At 37.6% G+C, this 17,470-nt stretch carries 13 protein-coding genes; 7 read left to right on the forward strand and 6 right to left on the reverse strand.

What is annotated here, in order from left to right:
• Positions 1-89 precede the first annotated feature (89 nt).
• The 3 genes from ABN099_RS02065 to upp all read right to left on the reverse strand — a co-directional run bounded on the left by ABN099_RS02065 (position 90) and on the right by upp (position 3,642).
• The gene (locus ABN099_RS02065; RefSeq protein ID WP_349462046.1) at positions 90-1,295 is read right to left on the reverse strand and encodes a mechanosensitive ion channel family protein; all 1,206 of its coding nucleotides are present in this window, start codon (positions 1,293-1,295) and stop codon (positions 90-92) included.
• A 303-nt stretch (positions 1,296-1,598) separates the two neighbouring features.
• Positions 1,599-2,900 (reverse strand): uracil permease, encoded by a 1,302-nt coding sequence (gene uraA / locus ABN099_RS02070; protein ID WP_349462047.1) that lies wholly within the window; start codon positions 2,898-2,900, stop codon positions 1,599-1,601.
• A gap of 115 nt (positions 2,901-3,015) precedes the next feature.
• Positions 3,016-3,642 (reverse strand): uracil phosphoribosyltransferase, encoded by a 627-nt coding sequence (upp, locus tag ABN099_RS02075; RefSeq protein WP_349462048.1) that lies wholly within the window; start codon positions 3,640-3,642, stop codon positions 3,016-3,018.
• A 230-nt stretch (positions 3,643-3,872) separates the two neighbouring features.
• Here upp and purM point away from each other — a divergent pair, with 230 nt between their 5' ends.
• The 6 genes from purM to mgtE all read left to right on the forward strand — a co-directional run bounded on the left by purM (position 3,873) and on the right by mgtE (position 11,629).
• A complete protein-coding gene (purM, locus tag ABN099_RS02080; RefSeq protein WP_349462049.1) occupies positions 3,873-4,913 on the forward strand; it encodes a phosphoribosylformylglycinamidine cyclo-ligase in 1,041 nt (346 codons plus the stop codon).
• 24 nt (positions 4,914-4,937) lie between these two features.
• The gene (purN, locus tag ABN099_RS02085) at positions 4,938-5,567 is read left to right on the forward strand and encodes a phosphoribosylglycinamide formyltransferase (RefSeq protein ID WP_349462050.1); all 630 of its coding nucleotides are present in this window, start codon (positions 4,938-4,940) and stop codon (positions 5,565-5,567) included.
• Between the two features lie 107 nt (positions 5,568-5,674).
• Entirely contained in the window at positions 5,675-6,265 is a 591-nt protein-coding gene (speG, locus tag ABN099_RS02090; RefSeq protein ID WP_349462051.1) for a spermidine N1-acetyltransferase, read from the forward strand.
• 47 nt (positions 6,266-6,312) lie between these two features.
• Positions 6,313-8,394: a polyphosphate kinase 1 gene (gene ppk1 / locus ABN099_RS02095; RefSeq protein ID WP_349462052.1), complete on the forward strand. Its 2,082-nt coding sequence runs from the start codon at positions 6,313-6,315 to the stop codon at positions 8,392-8,394.
• A 4-nt stretch (positions 8,395-8,398) separates the two neighbouring features.
• Positions 8,399-9,931 carry an exopolyphosphatase gene (gene ppx / locus ABN099_RS02100; protein WP_349462053.1) on the forward strand — a complete coding sequence of 511 codons (1,533 nt, stop codon included), beginning with the start codon at positions 8,399-8,401 and terminating at the stop codon, positions 9,929-9,931.
• A 234-nt stretch (positions 9,932-10,165) separates the two neighbouring features.
• The gene (mgtE, locus tag ABN099_RS02105) at positions 10,166-11,629 is read left to right on the forward strand and encodes a magnesium transporter (protein ID WP_349462054.1); all 1,464 of its coding nucleotides are present in this window, start codon (positions 10,166-10,168) and stop codon (positions 11,627-11,629) included.
• An 89-nt stretch (positions 11,630-11,718) separates the two neighbouring features.
• On the opposite strand, the gene ABN099_RS02110 is transcribed toward mgtE, so the two are convergent.
• Positions 11,719-11,940, reverse strand: coding sequence for a hypothetical protein (locus tag ABN099_RS02110; RefSeq protein ID WP_349462055.1), 222 nt, complete (start codon positions 11,938-11,940; stop codon positions 11,719-11,721).
• Positions 11,941-12,713: 773 nt separating this feature from the next.
• On the opposite strand from ABN099_RS02110, the gene ABN099_RS02115 reads away from it, so the two are divergent.
• Positions 12,714-14,087 (forward strand): MFS transporter, encoded by a 1,374-nt coding sequence (locus ABN099_RS02115; RefSeq protein WP_349462056.1) that lies wholly within the window; start codon positions 12,714-12,716, stop codon positions 14,085-14,087.
• A gap of 62 nt (positions 14,088-14,149) precedes the next feature.
• On the opposite strand, the gene fic is transcribed toward ABN099_RS02115, so the two are convergent.
• Both fic and dtpA read right to left on the reverse strand, forming a co-directional pair.
• Positions 14,150-15,253 (reverse strand): protein adenylyltransferase Fic, encoded by a 1,104-nt coding sequence (gene fic, locus ABN099_RS02120; protein ID WP_349462057.1) that lies wholly within the window; start codon positions 15,251-15,253, stop codon positions 14,150-14,152.
• A gap of 237 nt (positions 15,254-15,490) precedes the next feature.
• Positions 15,491-16,957, reverse strand: a complete 1,467-nt coding sequence (gene dtpA, locus ABN099_RS02125) for a dipeptide/tripeptide permease DtpA (RefSeq protein WP_349462058.1) — start codon at positions 16,955-16,957, stop codon at positions 15,491-15,493.
• Positions 16,958-17,470 lie beyond the last annotated feature (513 nt).

A 17,470-nucleotide genomic window follows, 5' to 3' on the forward strand; every position in this document is an offset into this window, starting at 1 on the left:
AGCTGTTTAAGATACCAGCAACAATCTATTACTTAGTCTATTTAATAACCAAAAACGACCTATTTAATACTCTGCAACCATCAACTAAATTATTTAAATTTTAATCTAGTTAAATCATTGCCCGAAGGCTGTTGATAAATATCGAGCTTAAAATATTTTGCTGACGCATTAATATACTCAAAGATTTCTGATTGCGTCTCTTCATATTCAATCCATGTTGTCGCTCGGGTAAAACAGTATAACTCGACAGGAAGTCCCATTGGCGTTGGTGGCATCGTTCTTATGACTAAATACATATCAGCTCGAACATCGCCACGCATTTTTATCCAATTAAGCATATATTTTCTAAATAATTGTAGATTAGTAACACCTTTGCTTACCAGCCACTCATTTATATCTTTAATATCCTGCTCTTTTTCTTCGAGCATCGTTTCAATGCTTTTGCGCAATGCTGGCGTATTTTTTAATTCATTAAACAGCGCTTCTGTTGCAAATGAGATAGAAGATTGGTCGATATAAAAACTGCGTTTAATCCGACGACCACCAGAAGAGAACATTGGCTGCCAGTTGGTATATTTTTCTGTTAAGAAGTCTTTTGTAGGAATGCGTGAAATCGTGTTATCCCAATTACGGATAGTGATAGTGTGTAGTGCAATATCAATAACTTCACCACTAATATTGCTGCTTGGAAGCTCTATCCAATCATAAAGCTTCAACACCTTACCATTAGAAATCAAAACATTAGCAACGAAAGACATTAATGTGTGCTGAAAAACAAACATTAAAACAGCAGCAATAGCACCAAAGCTTGAAATAATAATAAGGGGTGATTGCTCGGTAAATAAAGCAAGGATCAGAATAAACGAGATAATCCAAACAATAATTTTGGCAATTTCTATATAGCCTTTAATTGAATTATTACGGTGCCACGTTTTTTTAGCGTGTCTGAGGTTGAAAATATCAAGGGCATTATTGAGTAATGATGCGGTGTTAATAATGATAAATGCGCGGCATACCGTTTCAAAAATGATATTCATTTCGGGCGAAAAAGAGGGCAATAATTGGTTAATATAGAGAACCAATGTTACTGCTACAATCGATGCACTCTTTTTCGCGATATCGCCAATTGTCTCTTCGTCAGATAATTCAGTAAATAAAAACAGCAAGCGTTTTGCTATCCTGCGGAAAATCATCTTGGCAAGAAACCACACCACCAGTAACACAACGACTAAAAACAGTGTGGTAAAAATCTGCTTTGATACAATGAAATCGTAAATTTCAACCAGCTCTTCCATAAATAACACTCACACCTTTTAAATACTTTAACTGCGTAAGACACACTACAAAAATGCAATAACAGCTGCATTTCATACAGCACACCCTATCATTGTCTCATTTATTTTATTTAAATAAACACCAAGATAGATAAATGAAGCTTTTTCTAAGTTTTAAATACCATATATAACAAAAATCTTAGTTTGTTAAACTAAAAAGATTATAACATGCAAATAAAAAAGGTGGGGATTAGCCACCTTTTAACTAAATTCGATATTTTTGCTTTAGCTCGTCAATGTATATATGTATGCGTATAGTTAGAATTACTTTTTATTTACTTGCTCATTAACAGATTCAAGTGTGTTATCCACCAATTCTGTTTCTGGGCGAAGAATACTGACTAGTTTAAAGACCAAACTTAAAACGATACCAACGACGGTTGCTAGTGCCATACCTTTTAATTCAGCAGCACCAATTTGAATGGATGCACCACTCACACCAACAATCAGAATAATTGCCGTTAATATTAAATTCTGCGGTTTGTTGTAATCAACCTTAGAATCTAATAATACGCGAATACCTGATGCGCCAATTACGCCATAAAGTAGTAGTGAAACCCCACCCATAACAGGGACAGGAACAGCAGCGATTGCCGCAGCCAATTTACCAACACAAGAGAGTAAGATGGCTAGAATTGCAGCGCCGCCAATAACCCAAGAACTGTAAACTTTGGTTATTGCCATTACTCCGATATTTTCACCGTAAGTCGTATTTGGTGTAGAGCCGAAAAAGCCTGAAATAATAGTAGAGAAACCGTTTGCAAACATAGAACGATGCAAACCTGGATTTTTCATTAAATCACGCTGCACAATATTGGCAGTCACAACAAGGTGCCCAACGTGCTCTGCAATAACAACTAATGCAGCTGGCAGAATAATGAAAATGGCACTCCATTCAAATCGTGGTGAATAAAAAGTAGGTAATGCAAACCAGTTAGCGTCTTTAATCGGCGTGATATCAACAACACCCATAAAGAAAGAGAGTGAATAACCCGCTAATACACCAATAAGAATAGGAATAATTGCAAGGAATCCCCTGAACATAACAGAACCTAAAATGGTTACGCCCAGTGTCACCATTGAAATAAGTAATGTTGTGTTATCTACAGGATTATCTGCACTTGGTAATAAACCTGCCATACCGGCAGCAGTTCCTGCTAACTCTAAACCAATGACGGCAACGATTGCGCCCATTGCCGCAGGTGGAAACATGACATTAATCCATCCTCGTCCGGCAATTTTTACAATTCCAGCAACAAGACAAAATAACACACCACAAACAATGAACCCCCCAAGTGCGAGCTCATATCCTAAAGGTAATAAAAGAAGCACAGGAGAGATAAACGCAAAGCTTGAGCCTAAGTAAGCGGGAATGCGTCCTTTACAAATAAAGAGATAAAGCAGGGTTCCGATCCCGTTAAATAATAATATTGTTGCCGGGTTTACTTTAAATAAAATTGGCACAAGTACGGTAGCGCCAAACATTGCAAACAGATGTTGAAAGCTCAACGGAATCGTTTGTAATAATGGTGGGCGCTCTTCTACCCCGATTGCACGACGAGTCATGCTTACGACCTCTCTTTAGTATGTTGTGAAATGATTTTGAATTTTAAATATAGTTTAGTTGACGATAGGAATAAGTGGTCCAAAAAAAAGCCGACTATCAAAGTCGGCTTAATTACTATTTCGTACCAAATATCTTATCACCAGCATCACCAAGACCTGGGACAATATATCCATCCTCATTAAGATGGCTATCAACCGATGCGGTATATAATTCCACATCTGGATGCGCTTCTCTCAATGCCTTAATTCCTTCTGGAGCAGCAACCAGTACTAATACTTTGATTGAAGTACAGCCAGCATTTTTTAATAAATCAATTGTGGCAATCATAGAGCCGCCTGTTGCTAACATAGGGTCAACAACAAGAGCCATACGCTCTTCAATATTGGATGCTAATTTTTGGAAGTAAGGGACGGGTTTTAATGTTTCTTCATCGCGGTAAACGCCAACAACACTGATTCGGGCGCTAGGAATATTTTCTAATACTCCATCCATCATCCCGATACCTGCACGGAGGATAGGAACTACTGTGATTTTTTTTCCTTTAATCTGTTCTATCTCTACCGGACCACACCAACCTTCTATTGTTACCGTCTCTGTCTGTAAATCAGCGGTAGCTTCATACGTCAGTAAACTGGAAACTTCTGAAGCCAATTCACGAAAGCGCTTAGTGCTTATATCATGATCTCGCATCAGCCCCAATTTATGTTGAATGAGTGGGTGTTTTACCTCAACGATCTTCATAATTTCTCCTAATGTACGACGCAGCCTGACAAAAAAATCGCGAGATTATACCGCTTTTTTGTCAACAATCCATCGTTTTTCTATTGATATTGATCAAGCGCACAGCTTTTAACCACACCAACATGAATAATTGTGATCTAAAAAGAAGATCCTCGCAAACGATTGCTTACCCTGTTAGAATAGCGTCCGCACACATTTTATCTTAACGCAACTTGCCGTGAGGGCCCGAAGTGACAAACAAATCCTCTCTCAGCTATAAAGATGCCGGTGTCGATATTGATGCAGGTAACGCTTTAGTCGAACGTATCAAAGGTGTAGTAAAAGAGACCCGCCGTCCTGAAGTTATGGGTGGTTTAGGTGGTTTTGGCGCATTATGTGCAATTCCAACTAAATACCGCGAACCTATTTTAGTTTCAGGAACTGATGGCGTGGGTACCAAACTTCGCCTTGCGATGGACTTAAATCGTCACGATGACATCGGTATTGATCTTGTCGCAATGTGTGTCAATGATTTAATCGTTCAAGGAGCAGAACCCCTCTTCTTCCTTGACTACTATGCCACAGGAAAATTAGATGTCGATACCGCAGCACGCGTTGTTACAGGTATTGCTGAAGGTTGTAAACAGTCAGGCTGTTCGCTTGTGGGTGGTGAAACCGCAGAAATGCCAGGAATGTATCATGGTAATGACTATGATATAGCAGGCTTTTGTGTTGGTGTGGTGGAGAAATCAGAGATTATTGATGGCAGCAAGGTTAAAGCAGGCGATGCTTTAATTGCACTGGCATCAAGCGGTCCACACTCTAATGGTTACTCATTAGTGCGTAAAATTCTTGAAGTCAGCAATACACAAGCTGAAAATACACCATTAGGTGATAAAACACTGGCAGACCATTTATTAGCCCCTACCCGTATTTATGTAAAATCACTGCTTTCATTAATTGAAAATATTGATATTCATGCCGTTGCGCATATTACAGGGGGTGGATTCTGGGAAAATATCCCACGAGTGTTACCTGAAAACACGCAAGCTCGTATTAATAGCAAAAGTTGGCAATGGCCTATTGTCTTCCAATGGCTGCAAAATGCGGGGCAAGTTAGCACACATGAAATGTATCGCACCTTTAACTGTGGCGTCGGTATGCTAATCGCAGTTAACCAAGCTGATGTTGAAAAAACACTTACACTACTTAATGAAAGTGGTGAAAATGCATGGTTAATTGGCGACATTGCACCTCAAGCAGCAGATGAAGCCCAAGTTGTTATTAGCTAACAAAAATATCGGCTGAATGTGCGAATGAAAAATATTGTTGTCCTGATTTCAGGAAATGGTAGCAATCTACAGGCGATTATCGACGCCTGTAGAAGCAATAAAATAGCAGGTAATATTGTTGCGGTATTTAGCAATAAAGCCGCGGCTTATGGGCTTGAACGCGCAAAGCTGGCTGATATTCCTGCTTATTTTATTGACCCGAACCAATTTAAAGATAGAACAGCTTATGATGAAGCATTGATTGAACAAATCGATGCTTATCAGCCTGATATTGTGGTACTTGCTGGTTTTATGCGTATTTTATCACCTACTTTTGTCACTCATTATCAGCATCGCTTATTAAATATTCATCCTTCATTGCTTCCTAAATATCCTGGCTTGCATACTCATCGACAAGTATTGGCAAATAAAGAGTCATTTCATGGTGTTACCGTTCATTTTGTTACTGAAAAACTTGATGGTGGACCCATGATTATTCAAGCCCGTATTCCTGTATTGCCAGATGATACCGAGCAATCATTACAAACCAGAATACAAAAAGAAGAGTATCGTATCTATCCATTGGCTATTAGTTGGTTAGCACAAGAGCGATTAAAAATGGATAATAATCAAGCCTTTCTAGATGATATTGCGCTTTTCGATAATTTGGATTAACTATTTCATTTAAGGTAAAAAGTCACTTTGTGCTACACTGTAGCCCGCGTGACTTTTTTTATGTCACTCTTTTTTTTACTTAATTTAATGCATTCACCGAGGTGCTTATGTCCGGTGGTAAGAAAGTTCCACCTATAAAATTACGTCCTCTTGAACGAGAAGACCTCCCATTTGTCCATCAACTTGATAATAATGCCAGCGTTATGCGCTACTGGTTTGAAGAACCTTATGAAGCATTTATCGAGCTTTGCGATCTCTATGGCAAACATATTCATGACCAAAGCGAACGCCGTTTTATTGCTGAAAGTGAGGGCACTAAAGTCGGTTTAGTTGAACTGGTTGAAATTGATTATGTTCATCGTCGTGCTGAATTCCAAATTATTATTGCACCTGCACATCAGGGGCATGGTTATGCAGCTCGTGCGGCAAAACTCGCCATGGATTATGCTTTTTCTGTACTTAATTTATACAAACTCTATTTAATCGTTGATAAAGAAAATGCTAAAGCGATTCATATTTATGAAAAGCTTGGCTTTAAAAAAGAAGGTGATTTAATAGATGAGTTTTTTGTTAATGGCGCCTATCGTTCCGCAATCAGAATGTGTACATTCCAAGCGCCCTATTTTGAGCAAAAAGCCAAAGAAACCAAACCTGAAAGCTTCGTTAAGCCAGGCGCAACAATAAAACAGCATGTCTGATAAAATTCAGATATTATGATTTTACTTTAACCCGTGTTGGAGTTCAGATGTCCCAGGAACGACTCTATATTGACAAAGAAATCAGTTGGTTAGCGTTTAATGAACGCGTTTTACAAGAAGCTGCTGATAAACGAAACCCGTTAATTGAAAGAGTCCGATTTCTGGGGATCTATTCGAATAATCTTGATGAGTTTTATAAAGTGCGTTTTGCTGATGTAAAACGCCGTATTCTTATCAATGAAGAGCGCGGATCTCGCTCTGGTTCTAGCCATGCTCGTCATCTCATAAAAAAAATACAATCAAAAGTGGCTAAAGCCGATCAGGAATTTGATGCTTTATATAATGATCTACTGCTTGAAATGGCACGTAATCAGATTTTCTTAATTAATGAACGTCAAATCTCACCTAATCAGCAAATTTGGTTACGCCAATATTTCCGACAAAATTTAAGAAAACACATTACCCCTATTTTAATTAATCCTGAGACTAACTTAGTTGAATTTCTTAAAGATGATTACACTTATTTAGCTGTTGAAATTGCACAAGGTCAGAAAATTAATTATGCCTTGTTAGAAATTCCATCCGATAAAGTGCCTCGTTTTGTTATTTTGCCTACAGACCAAGGTCGTAGTAAAAAGAAATCCATGATTTTACTGGATAATATTTTACGTTATTGCCTTGATGAAGTATTTAAAGGCTTTTTTGATTATGACTCATTAAATGCTTATTCCATGAAAATGACCCGTGACGCAGAGTACGATTTAGCAACGGAAATGGAATCAAGTTTACTTGAAATGATGTCATCAACACTAAAACAGCGCCTTACCGCAGAACCTGTACGCTTTGTTTATCAGCGTGATATGCCTGACGAAATGGTTGCATTACTGCGTAGCAAATTAGGTTTATCTAATAATGACTCCGTCATTGCTGGTGGTCGTTATCATAATTTTAAAGATTTTATTAATTTCCCAAATGAGGGAAGTAAATTTCTATTAAATAAGCAAATTCCACGCTTACGCCATGTTTGGTTTGATAATTTCCGTAATGGTTTTGATGCGATTCGTGAACGTGATGTTCTGCTCTATTATCCTTATCACACCTTTGAACATGTGTTGGAATTACTACGCCAAGCTTCTTTCGACCCGAGTGTTATCTCAATAAAAATCAATATTTATCGTGTTGCAAAAGACTCACGGATTATTGATTCAATGATCCACGCAGCACACAACGGAAAACGCGTGAGTGTGGTGGTTGAGCTCCAAGCACGTTTTGATGAAGCGGCAAATATTCATTGGGCAAAACGACTCACTGAAGCGGGTGTACATGTTATTTTTTCTGCCCCGGGTTTAAAAATCCACGCCAAACTCTTTATTATTTCGCGCTTAGAAGAAGGCGAAATAGTGCGTTATGCGCATATTGGTACCGGTAATTTTAACGAAAAAACAGCACGCCTTTATACCGATTATTCACTACTCACAACAAATCCTGAAATCACTAATGAAGTGCGTCGGGTATTTAGTTTTATTGAAAATCCTTATCGCCCCGTTAGTTTTGAGCACTTAATGGTATCGCCTCAAAACTCACGTACTTTACTGAACCAGTTAATTACTAATGAAATTCACAGTGCTCAAGCGGGTCATCCTGCAGGTATTACCCTGAAAGTAAATAATTTAGTCGATGAAGAGTTAGTTAATCGCCTTTATGATGCCTCTGAAGCTGGCGTTAAAGTTCGCTTATTAGTGCGAGGCATGTGCTCTTTAGTGCCTAATCAGCAGGGATTTAGTGAAAATATTCAGGTTACTAGTATTGTTGACCGCTTTTTAGAACATGATCGTGTCTATGTTTTTACCAATAAGGGCGATGAAAAAATCTATCTTTCATCAGCAGATTGGATGACACGAAATCTTGATTATCGCATTGAAGTTGCCGTGGCTTTACTTGATCCTCAGCTTAAACAGCGCGTTCTTGATATTCTAGATATTCAATTTAATGACACCGTAAAAGCACGTTATATCGATAAAGACTTAACAAATGACTATGTTCCTCGTGGAAATAAACGTAAGATCCGTTCCCAATTAGCTGTCTATGAATATATTAAATCGTTAGAACAACCTGAATCACGAGCGTAATCATATGCCTTTATCACAAGAAGACTCATCACCACGTCCGTTGGAAATTGCGGCTATTGACCTTGGTTCTAATAGTTTTCATATGATTATTGCGCGTGTCGTCAATGGCGCATTACAAGTATTAAGTCGTTTAAAACAGCGAGTCTACCTTGCTGATGGTCTAAGCGATGACAATGAATTAAGTGAAGAAGCGATGTTACGTGGGCTTTCTGCACTTTCTCTATTTGCTGAAAGGTTACAGGGATTTCCTGCTGAGAATGTGACCGTTGTCGGTACACATACCCTACGAGTGGCAACTAACGCAAAAGTTTTTCTGCAACAAGCGAAAGAAGTTATCCCCTATCCGATTGAAATTATTTCTGGTCATGAAGAAGCTCGCCTTATTTTTATGGGCGTTGAACACACTCAATCGGAAAAAGGACGTAAATTAGTTATTGATATCGGTGGTGGTTCTACCGAATTAGTCATCGGTGAGAATTTTGAACCTATTCTAATTGAAAGCCAACGTATGGGTTGTGTCAGTTTTAGTCGTCAATTTTTTCCTGAACAGAAAATTAGTGAATCTGCATTTCGTAAAGCGCGAGAAAAAGCAGCGCGCAAAATGAAAAAGATTGCTTGGCAATATAAAATGACAGGCTGGGATGTCGCTTTAGGGGCTTCTGGTACCATTAAGGCGGCTCATGAAATCCTCGTTGAATTTGGTGAAAAAGACGGTGTTATCACGCCAGAACGCCTACTTATGCTAACTAAACAGGTATTACGCTTTAAGAAATTTAAAGATATTGCCCTACCGGGTTTATCTGATGAGCGTAAACATGTATTTGTACCGGGCTTAGCTATTTTATGTGGGATTTTTGATTCATTAGGTTTAAAAGCGCTGCATTTATCCGATGGTGCGTTGCGTGAAGGCGTACTTTATGAAATGGAAGGTCGTTTTCGTCATCAAGATATTCGTCAGCGCACAGCAAAGAGCCTTGCAGAGCACTACAATATAGATAGAGAGCAAGCTAAACGTGTATTAACAACGATGCAGTCGCTGTATGATCAATGGGCGCTGCAAAATCCCAAATTAGCAAAACCTGATTTAGAAGCAATTTTAGTTTGGGCAGTCATGCTTCATGAGGTTGGCTTAAGTATTAATTTAAGTGGTCTTCATCGCCACTCGGCTTATATTTTATCTAATACTGATTTACCGGGTTTCAATCAAGAACAACAGTTGCTTTTAACAACCTTGGTTCGTTATCACCGCAAGGGAATTAAACTCGATGAGCTACCACGGTTTAATCTTTATAAGAAGAAACAGTATTTCCCTTTAGTACAAATACTAAGGTTAGCAACATTACTTAATAATCAGCGACAATCGACGACAAAACCAGCATCTTTGCGTTTAGTCACTAATGAAAACCATTGGACGCTCTATTTTCCGGCAAATTATCTTTCTGATAACACCTTGATGGAACTCGATTTAGAAAAAGAACAAGAGTATTGGCAGTCAGTTCCGGGCTGGAAACTGGATATAAAAGAGGAATCTGCTTAACAATATGATATTATACAGAAAAAGACGCTAGCCTGAGCGTCTTTTATTGCATTTATCATACAACGACTATCACATAACAACATAGGTTTGATTTGTGACGACAATATGAACATCACCAATACAATATTGTTCAAGATTCATATTTTTTATGCGGAGAAAACCGATAATCATCCTCAAATGGAATAATTAATATTTTAATGGTTATCTCCCTCGTAAGAATTAAAAAGGAATAACATGTCTCAACCAGCTATCAACAATGATACTGCGGCTGCCATCAATCCGTATTCACAAAAAGTGGCACACCTGCGTCAGCAAATTTTGACCATCTTTCTTGAAGATGATCACTTTGTTGAAACCGTTCTCGGGGAAGCAAGTGATAATGATAGACTGAGCCACCAAGAACTTCATGAGAAAATCACGACCGTTAGAGAATTACTACAAGATCTACACGCGGCAGATATTGCAGATATTCTTGAAGCCTTACCCTATGATGAACGTCTAGCGTTATGGCACTTAGTTGATAACAATGAACGTGGTGCAGTTTTAGTCGAAGCGTCTGTCGCCGTTTGGGACAGCTTAATTAAAGATATGACAGACCGAGAGTTATTACGTTCGGTCGCAACATTACACGTCGATGAACAAGCTTATATCGCAGAGCATTTACCCCGCGATACGATGCGTCGCCTTCTCACCTATTTAGAACCAAGTCTGCGTAATAGAATTCGAGAAGTCCTTCAATATCCAAAAGACAGTGTTGGTCAGATGATGGATTTTGAATTTGTCACGGTACGCGGTAATGTCTCTTTAAAAACAGTTCAGCGCTATTTACGCCAACGTGGCTCTATTCCTGAAGCGACGGATAAAATCTTTGTTATCGATAACGCCAACCATCTTCTGGGTGAATTACCTTTAACCACGGTATTAACGCAATCGCCTGAAAAACTGGTCTCTGAAGTGATGAAAAAAGATACCGTTAGTTTTATGCCAGAAGAGAAAGGTGAAGATGCCGCCGGTGCGTTCGAACGTTATGACTTAATTTCAGCTGCCGTAGTTGATAGCAACGGTCTTTTGATGGGACGACTAACCGTTGAAGATATCGTTGATAACATGCATGAAGAGAGCGATACCAATATTCGTCGTATGGGTGGTTTAAGCCCAGAAGAAGACGTTTTCGCCCCTGTAGGACAAGCGGTAAAAACCCGTTGGACTTGGCTTGCAATTAACTTATGTACCGCTTTTGTTGCATCTCGTGTTATCGGTGTTTTTGAAGATACTATCTCCCAATTAGTTGCCTTAGCAACCTTAATGCCTATTGTTGCGGGTATCGGTGGTAATACAGGTAACCAGACTATCACCATGATTGTTCGTGCATTAGCGTTGCACCAAATTCAAACCGGAAGCTTCTCTTTCCTTATCTTAAGAGAGCTAGGCGTTGCATTTATTAACGGTATTGTTTGGGGTGGCATAATGGGGGTTGTTACCTTCTTGCTCTATGGCGATGCGGCAATGGGAGCGGTAATGACCATGGCGATGGTGCTTAATCTACTGATGGCAGCCATAATGGGTGTGCTTATTCCAATGACTATGATTAAGTTTGGTAAAGATCCTGCAATAGGCTCGAGTGTTATGATAACGGCAATTACTGATACGGGTGGTTTCTTTATCTTCTTAGGATTAGCAACGCTATTTTTAGTTTAAATCCTGAGTAAATACTCTTCTTTAATCGAAAACACGCCACTGCATTCAGTGGCGTGTTTGTTTTGAAGCAGCGCCAAAATATGGCGTAGTTAAGCTGTGGTAGAGAGATAGTAATAAACAAGCAGTAATGCAACAGCCAGAGAGGTAATAAAGGTTTTCTTCACCGAAGCTCTCAGTAAATGACTATCACCTTGTTCAGCGCTATTAAGCACACCTTTTAACACCAAACTTCCTCCTAATGCGATAATAGAAAGTGTGGCAAATAGTGCAATGGCAGTTAAGAGAACAGCACTCATTGAAATTGAGATCATAAATCCTCCGACACATTGATTGACTCATTGATGTAATTATAACCAAGAATGACATTTATGTGGTTTATTTTCGCTTTAATTCTCAATTCATTTTCAGTGGCGTTAAAAATCACATTATGCATAAAAACACATAAATATAATCAATAAAATAAATTTCAAAGCAATTTTATTCTAAAAAAATCAATATTAGTGAATTTTAAATTCAATACGCATGATTTTAACATATAGCAGGATATTCTGATGGTTAGGTTATTAACAGTTCATATTATCCATATAACCTGAGCATTGCTTTACTAATTCTCTATTTATTACTTAATTCACAATAAATAATAAATAAAGAAATTGATTATTTAGCTGTTTTATTAAAAGTAAGATCATAGTAAATATATTCAATATCTATTTAGTGTTACTTAAAAATTCTAATTATTATTATTTAAATATATTTAAATAATATTTTTATAAAAAACTATAAAATAGGATATGGGCAAACAAAAAAACCAACAAATCGTCATAAAATCAATTAAAACATTAAATAATAACCACTTGCATAGTTAATAGTACCGTTTTATTTTTAGCTATTTACATTATTAATAGCTTCCTGTTATAACTTTAATCATCATCACAATATTATTCTAATACGTTTAAATACCGACAAATAACTATCTATTATTATTTAGATCTTGCTCTAATTTATGCGTTATTAATTAAAGAAAATTATCTGTGACTTTGTTACTAATCCTTTTTTATCACGATGATTAATATAGGTTGTTATTATGACATCACAATCACACTCCACTCAGCCGTTGAGTCAACCTACGGCACGACCATTAAATCGCAACGACTATAAGACGTTGGGTTTATCCTCACTAGGAGGAACACTGGAGTTCTATGATTTCGTGATCTTCGTGTTCTTTACGAAAACATTGAGCCATTTGTTCTTTCCTGGTGAAAACGCATTTATCGCACAGATGCAAACATTAGGTATTTTTGCAGCAGGTTATCTTGCTCGCCCATTGGGTGGCATCATAATGGCTCACTATGGGGATATTATTGGTCGTAAACGCATGTTTACCTTAAGTATCTTCTTAATGGCAGTACCTACTTTAATTATTGGTTTATTACCAACTTATGAAACCATTGGTGTCATGGCGCCATTATTACTGTTATTGATGCGTATTATGCAAGGTGCCGCAATCGGTGGTGAAATGCCTGGTGCTTGGGTATTTATTGCAGAACACACGCCAAAACAGCGCTATGGTTTAGGGGGTGGTACATTAACATCAGGTATTACTGGTGGCATTCTATTAGGCTCTATTGTTGCGATAATTGTTCAACGTAGCTATAGCACTCAAGAAGTTAACGATTTTGCATGGCGTATACCGTTTATTTTAGGTGGCGTGTTTGGCTTGATTTCTGTTTACTTGCGTCGCTTTTTGCAAGAGACGCCTATCTTTAAAGAGATGGCGGCAAAAAAAGCCTTAGCACAAGAGATGCCCGTAATATCTGTTATTAAAAACCATAAACAAGCCTGTTTAATTACGGCAGCATTAACATGGTCTTTATCAACGGCGATTGTTGTAACCATTTTGATGACACCCAGTGTGATTGTTGAAGGTATTTACAAGATTGATAGAACTACCTCTTTAGAAGCGAACTGTGTGGCAACATTAACGTTAACGTTGGGTTGTATCTTCTGGGGTTGGATGGGTGACAAATTGGGCACACGTGTCTCTATGTCATTATCGTGGGGTGGATTGATTGTTACTGCATTCCATTTCTATGGCAGCTTAGATGCAGCAATGTCAGGTGTTCAATTAGCATTTAATTATGGTTTGATGGGCTTTTTTGTCGGTGCAATTGCAACAACGCCAATAGTTAGCACAAGAGCCTTTCCACCTTCTATCCGTTTTTCAGGTTTGTCTTTTGCTTACAATATGGCATACGCACTATTTGGTGGTTTAACACCAATGTTAACAGGAGCTTGGTTAGAAAAAACCGCAATGGCAGGCGCTTATTATGTTGCGGGTGTTTCTGCCTTAGCTATCGCTGTCGCATTCTTACCTTTAGCCTATAAAGGCTGGACGGCGGTAACACCGAAAGTTAGAGAGAAAGAAGTTGCATTACAAACTGATAAAGTCGTTAATTAAAACTGATTCATTATCAACGTCCCTTTTCCAATACAGCTCCGTAATAAGAGCTGTATTTTTTATTAAAAAGGAATAAATTGATTTTCTTCTTGAGTCATTAATTGCATAAGCTTTTTATTAATAAATAGCTTTTCATTTTTCACAATTTGCTCTTCGAGAACACCAATACTAACAAGTTCTTTTAGATAGATAGAAGCTGTTTGCCTTTTAGCAATATTTTTATCAACTAGATTTCCAATGCGACAATAAGGTTGCTCAAAAATAGTTTCAATTAACTCGTAACTATATATTTTGGGTAACTTATCCCTTACATGATCCGCGGTTTGTTTCATTAATTCAGCAATTGCAGCAATTTTATGGGTTGTCCATGTAGAGGTAACCGCAATACCATTCAATATAAAAATGATCCACTCTTCCCACCCATTTTTAACTGTCACATTATGTAGTAAACGATAATAATCCATCTTATTTTGAACAATATAGCGACTCAAATAAAGTGTAGGCAGAGTAAGCAATTTTTTATCAACTAAATAGAGAACATTTAAGATCCTACCCGTTCGTCCATTGCCATCATGAAATGGATGAATAGCTTCAAATTGATAATGTGCTATTGCTAATTTAATGAGCGGATCAATCTCATCATCATCGTGCAAAAATTTTTCCCAATTTGATAATAAATCACGAATAATTGATTCACCTGCGGGTGGAGTATAAATGATATCTCCTGTCGTTTCGTTTTTAATTGTTGTACCCGTTATCTTTCGAATATCCATTAATTGATCTTTTAACATGCTACAAATTTCAATAGCTGTTCGGGTACATAATGGATAATTTTGAATATACGTAATTCCCTCTTTTAATGCTGTTCTATATTGTAAGGCTTCTTTAGTCGCACTATCTGTCGCCGATTCATCATTGGCATATTGAAACAATTTATCTGTTGTAGTGACGATGTTTTCTATCTTTGAGCTATCTTTTGCCTCTAAGGTAGGAATAAGGTTGATTAGAAGACCTTGATTAGGAATAAGCTTACTGGCTTGATTCAATTCAGCTAATGAAACCCTCGCTTTAATACATGTTTTTAGTACACGTATCGATTCGACTAATTCAAGATTAGGTGGTAACAGAGGAATATCGTTATAAGGTTTCTCTTTCTGCCAAGCCATATTAGTCGCTCCATTTGTTTATTTATTAATCTAATAATGACTATAGCAATAAAATCTATGTTTATAAAATGGTTTTTTATGAACATAGGTTCTATTCTATGTTTATGCTATCAACATAGATTACTTAATATCTTTAAAAAATGAGGCGTTATCAACCTATCTCACATTTGCCTAGATACAAAAAAGGATACCAAATGGCATCCTTTATTTTTATGCTTTATTAATGCGTTATAAATACTACTGGATCATTTTACTCAGCATTGGTGCAGTTATCAGCATCAGTATGGCGATAATGCCCGTTACAATGCCGATTTGTAAAAATACACTGCTATAAATTTCTAATGATGCATGTGCACTTTGTACATCTTCAGGTACCGCCATCAAACTTGCGACTTTACCCGCAATAATTGCTGCTGCGGCTGAAGTTAAGAACCAAGCTCCCATAATAAAGCCCATTAAGCGTTGTGGAACTAACTGCGCAACCATCGCTAATCCAAGACCGGAGATCATCAACTCACCAATACTTTGGAAACCATAGCTTACCACCAGCCACCATGATGAAACGATACCCGCTTCATTTGCCATGCTCGCACCTAATGGTAATACGAGGAATGCTGTTGCACTGAGGAACATACCTACAGTGAACTTATAAGGCATCGGTAATTTATCGCCCATAAAGTTATAAATAGCAGCCAATAATGGACTTGCCAGCATAATCCAGAATGGATTAAGTGACTGGAACTGCTCTGGCTCAACACTAATACCAAGCAGTGAATGCTCAACGTTATGAATAGCAAAGAAATTTAACGAGGTTGGCATTTGGTCATACAGTACAAAGAAAACCACCGCTTCTACCATCAATAAAAATGCAACAATCATCTTACGACGTGCTGCACCTTTCATCATAAAGGTTTCACGAGCAAAAATGATGATGATACCTAAAGAGATAATCGCTAAAGACCAACTTGCAACTTCATTGTTATGTAATAACCAGGTTGAGATAGCAACTAATGCAACAATACCCACCAGCGTTAACAGTAATTTTGAATAATTAAGCGGTTCAAAGTCAGGTCTGGAGCCCTTATCTTTAATCCAACCGCGACAAACAATAAAGTTTGCTAGTGTAATAAGCATCCCCACTACGCTGAGTGCGAATGCCACATCCCAACCATAATTTGCTGCTAACCACGGTGTTGCCAACATTGAGAAGAAAGAACCGACGTTAATAGACATATAGTACATAGTAAATGCACCGTCTAATTGCGGATCATTTTTCTCATAACAGGTTGCTAATAATGAAGATGGGTTAGCTTTAAATAAACCATTACCCACGGCAATTGTTGCTAATCCCCAATAGATAACATCTTTATCATGATTAGAAAAAGCTACCATGGCATAACCAATTGCCAAGACTATCGCACCAAGAATAATGACCCTTTTAGTACCAAGGATTTTATCCCCTAACCATCCACCAATAGCAACAAAACCATAAACTAATGCGGTAAATGCAGCAAAAACAGTGATAGCTTCCGCCTCACCCATTCCCAGCATTTTAACCAGATAGACGGCCATGATCCCTTGCAGACCGTAATAGCCGAAACGTTCCCATAATTCGATTGAGAAGATGAGATAAAACGCACGAGGCTGTTTAAATGCATTCAGACTCGGTTTTTGTCCATCATCAGGTGTGTTTGCAGTTGACACTAAAAACCTCTAGTTATTCTATTACGCCTTTATATTTAGGCTCATTTTTACAAAAACTTTTCATTTTAAGACAGAGTTAAAGCGCGGTGTATTTCATACTGGATTGTTATTCTTTGAAAAGAGTTCAACGCAGAGAAAAACAAGGTTGGCATTCTATCACTGGAAAGCATAATTATCTAAATTTTATAACTAACTATTGCGTTTTATCACATATAAGCGCATTTGTACAAAATAGTTATGCGATTAAAAAAACAACAAGCAAAATAAGCCACTGATTATAAATAAATTATTTCACACTGTATTATTCACTTATAAACAATTTAATTAACCTAATACTTATTCATTTTTCAGCAATACTTTATTCATTGAATAGAAACAAAAAAATTTTGCTACCGCTATTTTCATTCAACTGATGAAAATATCATCAACAAAACACATTCCTTGACTTAATTTCCATATTTCCTCCATTTTTAACTACGAAGAAACAGGTAGAATGTCACCATTCCGAAATTT

This window comes from Proteus hauseri (genome assembly GCF_040139125.1).
GTDB classification, from domain to species: Bacteria; Pseudomonadota; Gammaproteobacteria; order Enterobacterales; family Enterobacteriaceae; genus Proteus; species Proteus hauseri_B.